Origin of the sequence: Bifidobacterium pluvialisilvae (assembly GCF_019331695.1) — a bacterium.
GTDB classification, from domain to species: Bacteria; Actinomycetota; Actinomycetes; order Actinomycetales; family Bifidobacteriaceae; genus Galliscardovia; species Galliscardovia pluvialisilvae.
On sequence record NZ_JAHBBI010000003.1, the window covers coordinates 250,677 to 265,654 of the forward strand.

Below are 14,978 nucleotides of genomic sequence, written 5' to 3' on the forward strand. Positions count from 1 at the left end.
CTGTCCGCCCACGTGTCGTGGACCGACGTTTTTCCGTTCCAACCGCTAGCATAAAACCATGGCTGATTTTTCTCATCTCGTAGCGAATAACCCTGATTTCGATGACGCGGATCGTGAATGGCTCCATCATCTTGTCGCCGACTGGCAGGTCATCGCCGACCTGAGCTTCGCCGATCTGATGCTGGTGCTGCCGGCCCCGTCCGGCGAGTTCGTCGTGGCCGGGCAGTGCCGTCCGTCGACGGTGATGTCGGTGCGGTTCGACGACATGGTCGGCACGGTCGTCGAGGGTGAGGACGCCCGCGCCATCTCCAAGACCATGAGCGAACAGCGCATCTCCCGTCTCGACCACTACCGCGCGGTCGGCAACACCACGGTTTGCGACGTGTACGCGCCCGTGCGCCGCAACGGCAAGGTCCTCGGCGTGGTGGTGCGCGAGACGAACATGGCGACACGTATGCTGAACGGACGTTTCGAGTCCGAAAGCATCGCCGCAGGCAAGAAACTGTTCGAGATGATCCCCGCCGGCGCGTTCCCGTACCATGACGCCATTCTCAACCAGCGGCACAACGCCCGCGTGTCCGACGGATTCATCGTCCTGTCCGAGGACGGGGTGGTGGAGTACGCCTCGCCGAACGCCATCAGCTGCTTCCGTCGTCTCGGCTCGGTCGAGGTGATGGAGGGCAAGTATCTTTCCGAGATCGGCACGTCGCTGATTCATGAGAACGACATCCTGCCCGAGACCCTGCCGCTCGTGCTGGCCGGCAAGGCCGCTGTGGACTCGGAGATCAACGCGGACCGTTCCACGGTCTCCATGCGGTCGCTGCCGTTCTACGACGAGCATGGGCACCGTACCGGTGCCGTCGTGCTGTGCCGCGACGTGACGGAGCTGCGCAGGCGCGAGAAGGAGCTCGAGACCAAGGATGTCGCCATCGCCGAGATCCATCATCGTGTGAAGAACAACCTGCAGGCCGTCTCGGCCCTGCTGCGCCTTCAGGCCCGACGCACGAAATCCCCGGAGGTCAAGGCCGAACTCGAGGAGGCAATGCGCCGCGTGGAGACCATCGCCGTGGTCCATGAGGGCCTGAGCCAGACCGCCGACGAGATCGTGGACTTCGACAAGGTCATCTCCGACCTGCTGCGCATGAGCGTGGATCTGGCGACCAGCAAGGAGCAGCATATCCACATCTCGTATCTGGGCAAGTTCGGGATGATGCCGGCGCAGGACGCCACGCCGCTGTCGCTCGTCCTCACCGAACTGGTCACCAACGCCGTCGAACATGGATTCCAGGGGAGGACCGAAGGCAACGTATGGATCTCCGTGGGTCGTGGAGGCAACAACCTCAACGTGGTCGTGGAGGATGACGGCATCGGCTATACGTCGGAGTCCGATCAGGGCATGGCACGTTCGAGCGGATCCGGACTGGGAACGCAGATCATCAACACCTTCGTCACCAATGACTTCGGCGGCTCCGTGCGATGGGAGCCCCGCAGGGACGGCGGCACCAGGGTCGTGCTCGACATGAAGCTGCGCGCCGCGCAGTGACAAGTCGCGGGCCGACGGACCGGCCGGCCCGCGAATACGAAACAAGTGGGGCCGACGACTGGTATCGTCGGCCCCACTTGTTTCGTTCCAACGCGTTACAACGCCGTGTCGGCGAACACGACCCGCATTCGAGGAATCGTCCTACGCCTGCATCTGCAGGGCGGCGGAGCGCCTCGCCCGCATGGCGCGGCGCTTCAGGGCGCGGCGCTCGTCCTCGCTCAGGCCACCCCACACGCCGTAATCCTGATTGGTGTCCATGGCGCACTTCAGGCATGCGTCAATGACCTTGCAGGTGCGGCATACGGCCTTGGCCTCTTCGATCTGCTGGTATGCGGCACCGGTGTTGCCCACGGGGAAGAACAATTCCGGATCCTTATCGCGACAAGCCGCCTTCGCACGCCAATCATATGCACTGCTCATGTGTGTCCTCGATCCCAGATGAATTACAACTCTTATGTAAGAGCAAACCACGAATGACGCGACTTTTCAAGAGGTGTTTTCCCCGGTTCTCCCGGAGCCGGGGCCCGACGGCGCATGACATTGGACGGGGAACGCCTTCGATTGCATGAGCAGCACCGCCCTGCCGGGGATGGATGCGTCGTCCGCGCCCAGCATGGACAGCGTCGTCGACGGGATGCCCGCCATCATGTCGACGGTCCTGTCGCCGGTCGGGAACACGATGCGCACGGAGCAATGCTCCGGGAACCGGAGATGCCGGGATGAGCCGAGGGCGAACACCACCAGGCACCGTGGGGAGCCGATGGCCTCCATGAAATCCTCGTGCAGGGCGTCGTCGCACAATGGGTCGAGCAGGGCCTCCGCATCGTCCACCATCCATATGCGTCGTGGCGCGGGCGGGGGAGCGTCCGACGGCATGGCCGGCCGCGCCGGTGAAACGACGCTGTGCCGCCGATATCCTTCGGGCGTTTTGACGATTCGTGTGATCTCGAGGCCGGGACGGCTGCGAAGCCGTTCGCCGATGACGCGCAGCGCCGAGGTCTTTCCCCGTCCCGTGGCCCCGATGATGGCGATGTTGCCCAGATGCAGGGGCAGCTCTAGGGGGAGTGTACGAACCCCGGAATCCATAAGACCGAACGGGACCGGGGCCAGCGCATCGACGCCATGGCCGTCGTGCCGGCCGACGTGGTCCGCCACGGGCCGTTCCCCGTCCGTGGACGGCACGCATTTCGGCAGAGGCGGGGAGAACAGCGGCTCGACATCGGGCTGGCCGAGGAACCTCGCCGCACGGTCGCATCCCATCGTCAGCGCATCGGCGGATCGCGGGGGCGCGCAGCGGAATATGGTGCGAGACTCGCCGTCGTGGATGTATCCCACCCCGGGATGCCCGGGGCTGATGGCCGCCGCATCGGCGGTGCCGAGCAGCTCCGACGATTGCAGGGAATCACGGACCCTCAGACAGATGTTGAGCCCGATGTTCGCCTTCATGTCGTTGCCGACCTGTCCCATGGGGTTCTGTGTGCATGCGATGAGATGCATGCCCAGGGACCGGCCCAGGGACGCCAGGGACACCAGCTGCGCCATATAGTCCGGCAACTGTTGGCGGAGCGCATGGAACTCGTCGATGACCACGATGAGCCGGGGCGGCGGCGACGGCAGGCCGTCCACGTCGGTCGCATGGTGCTCCGCCACCAGACGCTCACGGCGCTTCAGCTCCATTTCGATGGCCCGCAGGGCGCGTACCGCATGATCCAGGCTGAGGTCCGAGACGAATCCCACGGTGTGGGGGAGCCGGTGAAGCGTCTGGAACGCCGCCCCGCCCTTGAAGTCGAGGAAGACGAAATTCACCATGGTCGGGGGAAACCGGAGGGCCAGGCCAAGGCACCAGGATTGCAGCAGCACGGATTTTCCCGATCCCGTGGTCCCCGCGACGAGGGCATGGGGGCCGGAGCGTGGCAGATCGACGGTCACCGGACGTCCGTCCGGGCCGACGCCGACGGGGATCTCGTGGAACGCCGTCGGCGACCCCCGCATGCCGCCAGTCCGCATGTGCGTGGCCTGGTCCCATCGTCGCGCGATGACGCGCCACAGCCCGCTTGCATCGCATTGCCGAAGGCCAAGCAGTCGTTCCAACGGCATCGCGTAGCCTGCGCATCGGGCCTGAAGCGCCGCGTCGCCGCTGTCCGATGCCATGGCCGTTCCGGTCGCCGGTTCGGATCGCCCCGTCGTGCGGCCAGTGCGCCGTCTCGCGGCGATTGCGCCAAGCGCCGAAGCGAGGCATCCTATGAGGCCGGGGACTATCAGCCCGATGAACATCCAACGGCGTTCCGCGATCATGAACAGCAGCATCATCGTCTGCCCGGCCACGGGCGCGACCATGGAGATGAGGAACAGCGTGGTCCCGTCCTGATGTCGTTTCGTCGTCATGGCTCCAGTGTGGGGGCGGCGATGGCGCCCGTGCAACCCGAGGAGGAAATGTGGACGGATGGGACCGTCGTCCACATTCCCTCACGTGCCGTTTCGTCGTCGGTTTGGCGGTCGGTCACATGCCGCCGACGGTGCCGGGGGCATGTGTTCCGGCCTCGAGCTGGTCGAACAGCTCCGTGTTGCGCACGCCGTCGAGCAGGATGGTCGAGCCTATGCCGGACGGCGGATAGTAGTTGGCGTTCTGGTAGTAGACGCTTCCGGTCACGCCGTTTGCACCCGTGGCGTTCCTGAAGGCGAGCGCCATGCGGACCATGTCGAGGGCTCCGGTCTTCTCATCCACCGTAAGGGATGAGAGCCCGGCCTCCATCAGTTTTTTCACCTTGGCCGGGTTCATGAGCACGGACGGCGAGGAGGCCTTCTTCGCCACCGCGGAGATCACCTGCCGCTGTCGTTTGGCGCGGCCGATGTCCCCGGTGGGGTCGGAGTAGCGCATGCGGGAGAATGCGAGGGCGGTTGCGCCGTCCGCGGTGTGGCATCCCGCCTTCCAGTTCATGCCCGACCGCACGTCGTTGACGGTCCGGTCATAGCAGAGCTCCACGCCGTCCAGGGCGTCGACGACCTTTTCGACGCCGCCGAATCCGACGATCACCACATGGTCGATCTTCATGCCGGTGATGCTTTCCACTTCGCCGGTCAGGGCGGGATACCCGGCCATGGTGGAGACCGCGTTGATCTTCATGTCCTGGTTTTTGACGTTGACCAGGGAGTCACGGGGGATGGAGATCAGGGAGCTGTTGCCGCTTTTCGGCTTGGTGAGCACGAGGATGGAATCCGTGCGCGAGCCGGGGATGTCGGTCGCGCTGCCGGTGCCCGCGGTGCCGTCACGCTCGTCGGTGCCGAGTATCAGCCATGTGGAGGCGGGGGTGTTCGCCGCGGAGGTGAGCATGTTCTTATGCGTCAGCTGTCCGTTGACCCAGCCGGTGACGCTGAATGCGGCCACGAGCAGCGCCGCCAGTATGGCAGCGGCCACGATGAGCGCACGCCTGCCCGCACGGTGCGTCATGGCCGCGGTCCGCCCGCGCCGCGGCATGCGGGGCCGGTTCCGGGACGGCGACGAAAGGCCGTTGCGCGTGGACGATCCGTCACGGGCGACGTCGGCGTTCGTGGACCGCATACGCGTCGCGCGATATCCGGGCTGTCCGACGGAGCGGGTGGGGGAGGGACGTCCCGAAGAGGATCTTCCGGAGGACGGCGAGGACGGGGAGAAGCTCGGCGGTGTGGAGGGCTCACGGCGTGCGGCGCCGAGGTTCCTCGTGGTCCGTGTCCGCTGTTCCCTTGGCTGGAACGCTCGGGGCGCATCCGAGGTCTGCGGTGATGGGGCGGGCCGCCGGCGTTCCCCGGAAGGAATGAAGCTGGGCGGGTTGCTCCCTGACCGGTTGGCAAGAGGGTCAAGAGGCTCCTGTCCCATGTGTTTCTCCTTTACGCGCCGGATAACTGCTGAAACGACTATTGCGCACTTTGATGCGGGGCGGCATGAAACGCCGCAATCCTTCTCAGGAACGGCACACAACCGGTTCCGCCGGCGCGCCGGTCACAGCGGGCGCATGCCATAGCACTGTTGGTCTCGGAATGCGGTAGCGACACCCAAGAGACTTGACAAACCTTGAATGACAAGTGTGTAATTTAGGGCAGACTCATTGGGGCCCGGCAAGGCCCGTGCGGATAGTATTCGGGAGGTTGCGGCATGTGGGGGGTGTTCGGCGATTCCCAGGAGCCGGATGGACGGGAGCCCGAAGACGGGCTATTGGAGCTCTGGGGGCTGTTCAACCCGGATGAGGACGTGTCCTGGCAGCACAAGGCGCTGTGCGCGCAGACCGATCCCGAGGCGTTCTTCCCCGAGAAAGGCGGTTCCACCAGGGACGCCAAACGTGTATGCGCCCAATGCGAGGTGCGCGACCAGTGCCTGAAATGGGCCATCGACCACGATGAGCGTTTCGGCATATGGGGCGGCATGAGCGAAAGGGAACGCCGCCGCTATAAGAAGGAGCATGGCAAGGAGCAGGCCTGACGCGGGTCTGGCGAAATGCAGCCATGTCGGACCGATTGTTCTACAGTGGAGAAGATGAATCCTGTTATTGAGGCACCAAACGTGCAAGAACTGGTGGGCGACGTGCTGGCCGAATGCCGGATGTCCCCCGATCAGACCGTGGAACCCGCCGTTGCCGCCGTCGTCAGCGTCGAGGAGGACACCCGCTATCTTTCCCGCACGCTCCAGTCCCTGTTCTCGCAAAGCGTGATGCCGGCGACCGTCATCGTGGCCGACTGCACAGGGGGGACGCAATCGGCTGTGACCGCGACCCTGCGCGCCGGCGCCGGTGCAGAAGAAGGGGGTGCGCACCGGTCCATGACCATGCGCCATGTGGACGTGCAGGTCGTCAACGCCTCCGGTGCGTCCTCGTTCGGCGACAGCGTTGGCAAGGCCTTGGAACAGGCCCATGTCACCGTACGGATCAGGGCCTTGTGGCTGCTTCACGACGATTCTCGTCCCACTGGCGAACGATGCCTCGAATCCATGCTGGAGGCATGGCGCAATGCGTCCTCGGCATCGGTGCTGGGCTGCAAGCAACTCGACTGGGACGGCGACGTCCTCCACGACGTCGGCTGCTACGCCACGACGTCGCATGGCATCGCATCGTTGGTGGTCGACGGCGAACCGGACCAGGAGCAGTACGATGCCCGTCAGGACGTGTACATGGTCGATCTGGCGGGCGCCCTGGTGTCACTGCCCGTCTGGAGGTCATTGGACGGCACCACCCCCTCCCTGGGAGGCTTCGCCGAATCGGCCGACTTCTGCAGAAGGGTGAACCTCTCCGGCGGCAGGGTCCTTGTGGTGCCGAAAAGCGCCATCGCCCACAGGCGCGCACGGTTCGAAGGACTCCGTTCCTCGCGGGGAACCTCGCAGGAGGACGAGCGTACCTCCCCGTATGCCGCGGTCATCGACGGACGTGAACGGTTCCGCCTTACCGACATCCGGGTCGTCGCATGGCCTCTGATGTGGCTGTGGCGACTGCTCGCATCATTCATCCTGTTCTTCAGGGAACTCGTTCGCAAGCAGCCCTACCAAGCGGTCTGCGAACTCGGCGCGCCATGGCGTCTGCTTGCCTGGATGCTCCCCCATGGGCTCTCCGCGCGGCGACGCGTGGCCTCCCAGGCGAAGACCAGCCTGCGTCAATTGTCCGTGCTTGTGGCACGACGCGACCAGCTGGCCCAGTGGCGGGAACGGAACGAGGCGTTCTCCCGGTCACGGAACGCGAGACTGCTCAGCCCCCTCGAAATCATGCACCTGCGCGCCCAGCGCCGACGTCGCGCGATCTGGGCCGCCATCATGGCCGCCTTCGCATTCATCGCGGGAATCGCCGTCAACATCGACGCGTGGGGGTCTGCGATCACCGGCGGGGGATTCCACTCGCAGACGTTGGTGCCCTCCGCCGCATCACTCCGCCAGATCTTCGAATCCGCGACCTCCGTATACACCTACGCCGTCGGATTGGGGACTCCGGCACCGCCGGCTCCGTTCCTGCTCGTATTCCTCGTCCTGTCCGTCGTCACCGCAGGACATGCCATGGCGACGATGGCGCTGATCGTATTCGGTGCGGCGCCGTTGTCCGCGTTGTCGTTCTGGGCGCTCGCCGGCGTCTTCACCCGATCCAATCCGGTACGTGTGGTCAGCGGCCTGCTGTGGTGCTCGTTCGGCGCGGTCCTCGGGCTGTACTCCCAGGGGAATCTTCCCATGCTCGTCGTCATGGCATTTCTTCCGGCGGGACTGGCGTTCGTCTTCCGGTCGGTCGGCATGTACCGGACCGAGGACGCCGACGAGCCTACCGCGTCCGCGCAGCAGGCGGCGATGGCCGCGTTGTGCCTCGCGGTCTCGGCGGCCGCCGAACCGCAGCTCATCCTCCCTCTGGCGGTCGTGTTCATCGCGTTCCTGCTGCTGGTGCGTTCGCATCGCGTGCTGCTGCTGATGATTCCGGTGCCGGCCATGTTCATGCTGGCCCCGACATTGCTGAACATCGTGTTCAATCTCAATGCCGGCTCGTACCGTCAGCTGTTCGCGGACATGATGCTCCCCACGGCGGCGGTGAACGGCACCGTCGGCTCGGCCTCCCTGCCGTCCGTGCTCATGCATGGATTCGGACTGCCCTATGATGGCGACGTCTCGTCGTTGTATTCCGCCGCGAACATCGGGACCGTCCTGGCATTGGCCAGTCTGCTCGTGCTGACCGTCATCGCGGTCGTGGCCCTGTTCCTCCCGTTCGCGTTACGCGTGTCCAGAATGATGTGGGCGATCGTCGTCGCCGGTGCCATGACCGCCATGCTGGCGCCACGCATCGCCATCGCCCCCGGATCATCGGGGAACATCGCCGGTACTGCGCTTCCCGGCCTTGCCTTCGCCATGGCCGGGCTGCTGTCCTGCGTGTGCATCGTCGCCGGTCGTGCCGCGCGCCCGTTCTCCCCGCTGGTCTCCCGCCCGTCCGAGGACGGGAGGAGCGGTCTCAAGGCAATAGCGGCAGCCAACCGCCGTCACTACTCCCGACGCAGGGTGGTCATCGTCGCCCGCGCCGTCCTTGTGATGATGCTCGCGCTGTGCCTGGCGCTGTGGGGCTCCGTCTGCGGCGTTCGCGCAGGCGAAGGGGAGCGTCTGACGGCCCAACGGTATGAGATTCCCCTTATCGCGCAGGACTTTCTGGCGTCCGACGCCAACCATCGCATCCTCGCGTTGCGAGCCGAATCCCCGACTTCGGTGGAGTTCTCCGTGCTGCGCACCGCACAGGGCGACTTCATCGACGGATCCCCGGCCATGAACGCCGCGCTGCTGTCCACCGGCATGGACGAGACGACCCGCACCATGGCCGACGCCTCCGCCTCGCTGCTGCAGAACAACGACGATGAGGCCGTGAAGGCGCTCGCCCGACTGGGTATCGGCGGCATCTACGTCCCCTACGCGTCGGATTCCGCCAGGCGATCGCTGGTCTCCAACATTCTGGCCAGCGATGGCACGCAGTCGGTGGTGAGCAATGAGTCCGGCACCTATGTGCGACTGACCGCCGATGACGCGGCCACCCGTGGCATCGACGATTCCGGTGTGCGCCGCGCCCTGCATAATTCGTGGAGAATGGCGTGGCTGTGGTGTCTCGTCATCGTCGTTGCGTTGTATTGCATTGTCGCGTTCCCGCGCATGCGCCGAAATGAGGTGAAAGCATGAGCAGAGCATCCCGTCATGGCGTGCCGCGCAGGACAAGGGCCCGAAGAGGTGCGGTCGCGGCCAAGGCGCTGGCGTCGGCCGTCACGCTGATCGCCATTCTGGCGGTCTTCCTCGCGATGGTGGTCACGGTTCCCCTGCCCGGGCTGGTCGATGGCTCACCGGTGCGGCAGGCGCATACCGTGGCAGTCAGCCAGACCACGTTGCAATCCGTGTGCCCCGCCCGCATGCAGCTGGCCGATACCGGATCATACGGTGATTCCGCCTATCGCGTCTCCGAGGGGGACGTCACCGGCCAGGTCCGTTTCTCGGCATTCGGCTCGCTCTATGATGCGACGATCTCCGGCATCGATGGCGGCCAGGAGCAGAAGACGGCCGACGTCGACACCACGCAATCCGCGAAGGCGTTCATCCATACGGCCGGCGCCGGGAAGTCGTCGTTGTTGGACACCACCCGCGTGCTTGAGTCGAGCGCCGGGTCGGGATCCGCGTCTTCGATGGCATCCTGGGCGACCAAGGGAGACCTGCGAGGTGTGGCGGCCGCCGAATGCGTGACGCCTCAGCTCACGCAGTCGCTGCTGCTCCCTTCGACGCAGACGGGGTGGACCCAGCAGCTGGTCATCTCCAATCCCACCGACAAGGCGACCGCCGTGTCGATCGCCGCTTGGGGGACCAAGGACGACAAACCCATCGCATTGTCCACGGACAGCAAGGTGACGGTGCAGGCGCGGGGGGAGAGCGTCGTCAACCTCTCCGCCGCGGCACCTTCGCAGGATGGATTGTTCGTGACCCTGTCCAGTGAGACGACCCAGGTGACGGCCGTCGCGCGCATCGTGCATATGGACGGGCTCGTCGATCGCGGATCCGATTTCTCGGTTCCCGTCGACGTGCCCGCGAAGACGCTGGTGCTGGCCGGCATCAGCGGCGGCACCGATGTGAATGTGTTCGGATTCTCCGAGACGTCGGGCAGGATCACCATCGAATGGATGACCAAATCCGGCGTCAGGCAGGCCAAGACCATGGACCTCACCGCGAACAGGGTGCGGTCCCTCGATCTGGGCAAAGCCCCCGCCGACGCGACGGCGGTGAGGATTCGCGCCGGCATGGACACGTATGCCACGGCGATGTGCACGGACAAGGGATTGGACCAGTCGGACTTCTCCCTGGTGTCCTCGCGGCGACCGCAACGCTCCAGCGCCATAGCGGTGCCGGACGGAACCACGATGGCATTCGCCCTCGCGAACACCTCGGATCGCAAGACCACGGTCACCCTCACCGGCTATGGCAAGGACGGCGATCAGGAGGGGCAGAAGGAGATCACCCTTGACGCGGGCCGTGCGGTCAGCGTTCCCATGACCGACGTCGTCAAGAACGGCGTCGCCGCCGTCCGTCTCGACGATGCCGATGCGGCCGTGGCATGGGGAGGCACGGTCGGTGTGAATGCGGTCTCCAAGGCCAAGGTCAAAGGCGTGGCGTCCATCGGCGCCGTCAGCCTGATGCCTGTGAAGACCATGATCCGCTCCGGCCAGGCGCGCGACATCGTCCACTGACGCGCGCCCCATCCCGTTCCGCCGCCGGCATCACCGGCCGTGGTCACAGCCCCCAGTCGGGGTCGATGTCCTCGGGGCGTCTTCCCGTCAGGTCGGCCAGACATGACACCAGCTCATCGCGGATGATGAGCTGAAGGTCATCTCGGCCAAGGGCCCGCTGCTCGATCGGGCGTCGGTAGAGTACGATGCGTGCGGGAATGCCGTGGTTGGCGGGGAAGCTCTGCGAGAGGAACGCCCGTTTGGCCTCCCACGCCACAGGATCGGAGGGGGGCACATCCTCGACGGCGCATTCCACGTTGGCCAGCAGCTGCGGCCAGGCGGCGTTCAGACGTTTCATCTGCGCGACCACCATGCCGTCGAACATGCCGGCCTTGGTGCGGTATCGCGGCATGCGGATGCCGAACATGGCCTGACGCAATCCCCGGCCATGACGGTCACGGTAGATCTTGCGATTCCAAGGCAGCACCGCGGCAGTCGAATGGGCCAGCGTTCGTTTGGAGAAATCATCGGTCATGTTCTCCAGAGTATTCATGGCCATGACGTTTGCCGTTCTTTCCCGGCGGAGGGGCGGGACCGGCGCGGTGAGCCGGGACGAACGCTTCGGATGTGCGATAATGCAGTAGAAAACCATGGCCGCATGGGACGGCATGATTCTTCGATGCGTGAAAGGAATACGGATGAGCGAAGTGACCATTCACAACTGGGATGATGTCGATTACGACGATCTGTGCACGCGCATCGACGTCATCGGATTCGACCTGGACACCACGCTTGCCGTATCGAAGACCCCGATGACCGCGGACATGGCCACGGCGTTCGGAGAACTGACCCGGCGCATTCCCATCGCCGTCGTCTCGGGCGGCAAGTATCCGTTGTTCGAGCGGCAGATACTCGCCATGCTGGGCGATAATGTCGAGAAGGGCAATCTGCATCTCATGCCGACCAGCGGGACCCGGTACTATTCGTGGGATGGCACGGGCTGGCGATGCCGCTACGCCCATGACCTGTCTCCCGAGGACCGTGACGCCGCCATCGAATCGCTGACCCGTCATGCGAAGGAGCAGGGGCTGTGGCTGCCCGATGATGACGTCTGGGGGGATCGTCTCGAGGATCGCGGCAGTCAGATCACGTTCTCCGCATTGGGGCAAATGGCGCCGCCCGCGGCCAAGGCGGCATGGGATCCGGACCGGTCGAAGAAGAACCGCCTCGCCGCGGCCGTCGCCGCGGACCTTCCCCAACTGACCGTACGCTCGGGTGGATCCACCAGCGTCGACGTCGTGGCGAAGGGCATCGACAAGTCCTATGCGATGAGGAGACTGGCGGAACTGTTTTCCACGGATATCGCCCGCATCGCCTTCGTCGGGGACCGGATGGACCCGGACGGCAACGACTATCCGGCGGCGGCGGCCGGGGCATACGCCATCCGCGTCCACGAACCCGTCGATACCTTGCAGGTGATACGGCGGCTCAACGGGCTGCTTCCCGTCATCGGCCGATAGGAACCCGTTCGTGGCGCATGACTATCGGCGTCATGCCGGGCGTGTCCCACGTTCGTCAACATCGTCGGGGACACCGGTCGTCGTCATCCGTGATGGGATATCGTGGAGGCATGCGTCACGGAATAATACGTCGCAGGGTGCTGCGGGAATCGTTCATCGCACTGCTGCGGGAGGTGCGTGACGTGGTGATTCCCCGTGGCTGTGCGGGATGCGACAGACCCGATGAGACGTTGTGCCCCGAATGCCGTGCGTTGTTTTCGCGACTGGCGACAAGGGACATGGGCGGAATCGGCATGGGGGTGTTTTCGGCGGGACGGTATGGCGCCGAAACGCGTCGGGCCATCCTTCGTTGGAAGGACCATGGTGACGAGGAAGTCACCGCCGATTTCCGCGACGTCATATCCCGGTGTGTGATTGATAGCGGACTGCCACGGCTGCTGTGCGCCGCCGGGCTCGAATCCGCCGGACTCATGGTGGTTCCCGTGCCGTCCACGGCGGCATCGTCACGGAGCCGTGGACGGCATCATACCCTGCCGTTGGCGGAAGCCGTCCGCGATGCGCTGCGCGACGGGGGAGTGAACGCCGAGATGGGCAGGGCGCTGTCAATCGTCGGCAGGCTTGGCAAATCGGTGCAACAATCCGGCGTCGCCGGTCGCATCGGACGTCTTGAGGGGCACATACGGGTGGACGGCCGTCTGCTGGGCAATGGTGGGAAGGCGGTTCTCGTGGACGACATCATCACCACCGGCTCCACGTTGCAGCAATGCGTCCACGCCTTGGAAAGGCAGGGCGTGGACGTCATGGCCGCCTACACATTGGCGAGCGTGCACCGTCGGGAGATCGGCCCATCGGATGCATTCGTCGGTGATGACGGCTCCGCATGACTTCATTCGTCGGCGATATGGTATTTCGGCAGTGAGATCTCGAAGTTCGCGCCGCGCTCATCGGGAACGACCTTCACGGTGCCGCCATGAAGCCCCGCCGCCCAGCGGGCGATCGACAGGCCCAGACCGGTTCCGCCCGATCCGGTGCCGGGCCGTCCCACGCCCTTGACGTAGCGTCGGAAGATGTCGTTCCGAGCCTCCTTGGGAATCTGCGACCCGTAGTTGATGACGTTGGTGACGATGGTCCCTTGGTCGCGGTCCTCATGCACTTCGACGAGCACGGACGTGCCGTCGGGGGAGTGTTTGAGCGCGTTGGCGATGATGTTGGTGAACAGCTGGCTGAGACGGTCGGGGTCGCCTTCCATCATCACATGGCCGGGGACGTCGAGATGGATGTCGTGGTTATGGCCGCCGTCGGCGATCTCCAGCGGTTTGATGGTCTCGTCGAGGAAGTCGCCGAAGTCGAACTTCTCTATTTCAAGACTCGCCGCGCCGGCCTCCACGCGGGACATGTCGAGCAGGAACGCAATCAGGTCGGAGAGCCTGTGCGTCTGGTCGAGGATGCCCTCGAGGTTTGCCGGCGTGGGGTCGACCACGCCATCGGCCATGTTCTCCACGAGGGCCTGTAGTGCGGAGACCGGGGTGCGCAGCTCATGGCTGACGTTCGCCACCATGTCCCGACGCATTTGGTCGGCGTGTTGAAGCTCCTCCGCCATCTCGTTGAACGAGCGGGCGAGCTGGCCCACCTCGTCACGGGAATCGGACGCCTCCTCCACGCGGACGGTGTAGTCGCCCTCCGCCATGGCCTTCGCGGCGTCACGCATCTGGCGCAGCGGCGAGGTCAGCCCGTGGGCGAAGAAGTAGGTGATGCCCAATGCGACGACCAGCGTCAGCGGCATGGCGATCCAGCCGCTCCATCCCCATTTGAGGAAGTGCCAGGCCAGTACGAACGCGATCGCCGTGGCGATGACGATCAGCACGCTGAGTTCCGCCTTCAGCGAAGAGAACATGCCTATCGGCCGGTCGCGGATGGAGCGGCGCTTGAGCGGCAGCCTCGGTTTTCTGGGTTTGCCGGCCATCACTTGTCTTCCGGGGGCTCGAACGCGTATCCGACGCCATGCACGGTGCGAATCAGCTCCGGTCCGAGCTTATGCCGCAGGGCCTTGACATGGGAGTCGACGGTTCGGGTGCCCGAGGCATCGACCCAGTCCCAGACCTCCTCCAGCAGCTTTTCGCGGGTGAGCACCGACTTGGGCCGGCGGGCGAGCGTCGCCAGCAGGTCGAACTCGGTGGGGGTCAGATGCACCTCCTTGCCGCGGAGCGTGACGATGCGCTGCGCCGGGTCGATGACCAGGGTGCCGAAGTCGAGCAGCTTCTCGTTCTCCGAGTTCTTGGCGATGACCTTCGCCCGTTCCACACGGCGCAGCAGCGCCTTGCACCGGGCGATGAGCTCGCGCATGGAGAACGGCTTGGTCATGTAGTCGTCGGCGCCGGCGCCCAGACCGATGACCTTGTCCGCCTCGTCGTCGCGCGCGGTGAGGATCAGCACCGGGACGGGCCGGCTGGCGACGATGCGCTTGGTGGCCTCGAGGCCGTCCATCACCGGCAGCATGATGTCCATGATGACCAGATCCGGCTTCAACTGGGACGCGGCCTGCACCGCGCTGGCCCCGTCCCCGGCGACCCTGGCCGTCCAGCCTTCGGCGGTCATCCGCTGCGCTATGGCCGTGGCGAGCGTCGGCTCGTCCTCCACGACAAGAATCGTACGCTGAGGGGTATGTGTATCAATGCTGTTCATCGCCTAATCCCTTGTATCCAACATGTTGCTTCCGTATATCATACGTAAGGCCAGGAATC

The 14,978-nt window shown here is 65.1% G+C and carries 12 protein-coding genes; 6 read left to right on the top strand and 6 right to left on the bottom strand.

Annotated features, from left to right (window positions below; all coding sequences use genetic code 11):
* Positions 1–58: 58 nt before the first annotated feature.
* The gene (locus tag KIH77_RS03940) at positions 59–1,543 is read left to right on the top strand and encodes a sensor histidine kinase (protein WP_219099794.1); all 1,485 of its coding nucleotides are present in this window, start codon (positions 59–61) and stop codon (positions 1,541–1,543) included.
* Positions 1,544–1,684: 141 nt separating this feature from the next.
* Here KIH77_RS03940 and KIH77_RS03945 read toward each other — a convergent pair whose 3' ends face one another.
* The 3 genes from KIH77_RS03945 to KIH77_RS03955 all read right to left on the bottom strand — a co-directional run bounded on the left by KIH77_RS03945 (position 1,685) and on the right by KIH77_RS03955 (position 5,102).
* On the bottom strand, positions 1,685–1,963 hold the full coding sequence (locus KIH77_RS03945) for a WhiB family transcriptional regulator (protein ID WP_093961469.1): 279 nt from the start codon (positions 1,961–1,963) through the stop codon (positions 1,685–1,687).
* Between the two features lie 66 nt (positions 1,964–2,029).
* Positions 2,030–3,928, bottom strand: coding sequence for an FtsK/SpoIIIE domain-containing protein (locus tag KIH77_RS03950; RefSeq protein ID WP_236024445.1), 1,899 nt, complete (start codon positions 3,926–3,928; stop codon positions 2,030–2,032).
* A gap of 115 nt (positions 3,929–4,043) precedes the next feature.
* Complete coding sequence (locus tag KIH77_RS03955; RefSeq protein ID WP_308283208.1) at positions 4,044–5,102, bottom strand: LCP family protein; 1,059 nt, start codon at positions 5,100–5,102, stop codon at positions 4,044–4,046.
* A gap of 570 nt (positions 5,103–5,672) precedes the next feature.
* Here KIH77_RS03955 and KIH77_RS03960 point away from each other — a divergent pair.
* The 3 genes from KIH77_RS03960 (at position 5,673) to KIH77_RS03970 (ending at position 10,738) form a co-directional block, all read left to right on the top strand.
* A complete protein-coding gene (locus tag KIH77_RS03960) occupies positions 5,673–5,996 on the top strand; it encodes a WhiB family transcriptional regulator (RefSeq protein WP_219099796.1) in 324 nt (107 codons plus the stop codon).
* 81 nt (positions 5,997–6,077) lie between these two features.
* Positions 6,078–9,191, top strand: a complete 3,114-nt coding sequence (locus tag KIH77_RS03965; protein ID WP_219099797.1) for a glycosyltransferase family 2 protein — start codon at positions 6,078–6,080, stop codon at positions 9,189–9,191.
* Positions 9,188–10,738 carry a DUF5719 family protein gene (locus tag KIH77_RS03970; RefSeq protein WP_219099798.1) on the top strand — a complete coding sequence of 517 codons (1,551 nt, stop codon included), beginning with the start codon at positions 9,188–9,190 and terminating at the stop codon, positions 10,736–10,738. Before KIH77_RS03965 ends, KIH77_RS03970 begins: the two co-directional genes overlap by 4 nt.
* Before the next feature lie 43 nt (positions 10,739–10,781).
* Here KIH77_RS03970 and KIH77_RS03975 read toward each other — a convergent pair whose 3' ends face one another.
* Positions 10,782–11,252, bottom strand: a complete 471-nt coding sequence (locus tag KIH77_RS03975) for a metallopeptidase family protein (RefSeq protein WP_219099863.1) — start codon at positions 11,250–11,252, stop codon at positions 10,782–10,784.
* A gap of 163 nt (positions 11,253–11,415) precedes the next feature.
* Here KIH77_RS03975 and KIH77_RS03980 point away from each other — a divergent pair, with 163 nt between their 5' ends.
* A complete protein-coding gene (locus KIH77_RS03980; protein WP_219099799.1) occupies positions 11,416–12,237 on the top strand; it encodes an HAD-IIB family hydrolase in 822 nt (273 codons plus the stop codon).
* A gap of 110 nt (positions 12,238–12,347) precedes the next feature.
* On the top strand, positions 12,348–13,121 hold the full coding sequence (locus tag KIH77_RS03985) for a ComF family protein (protein ID WP_219099800.1): 774 nt from the start codon (positions 12,348–12,350) through the stop codon (positions 13,119–13,121).
* A 2-nt stretch (positions 13,122–13,123) separates the two neighbouring features.
* Here the strand turns inward: KIH77_RS03985 and KIH77_RS03990 are convergent, their stop codons facing one another.
* Entirely contained in the window at positions 13,124–14,200 is a 1,077-nt protein-coding gene (locus KIH77_RS03990; RefSeq protein WP_219099801.1) for a sensor histidine kinase, read from the bottom strand.
* On the bottom strand, positions 14,200–14,919 hold the full coding sequence (locus KIH77_RS03995; protein WP_219099802.1) for a response regulator transcription factor: 720 nt from the start codon (positions 14,917–14,919) through the stop codon (positions 14,200–14,202). Before KIH77_RS03995 ends, KIH77_RS03990 begins: the two co-directional genes overlap by 1 nt.
* Positions 14,920–14,978 lie beyond the last annotated feature (59 nt).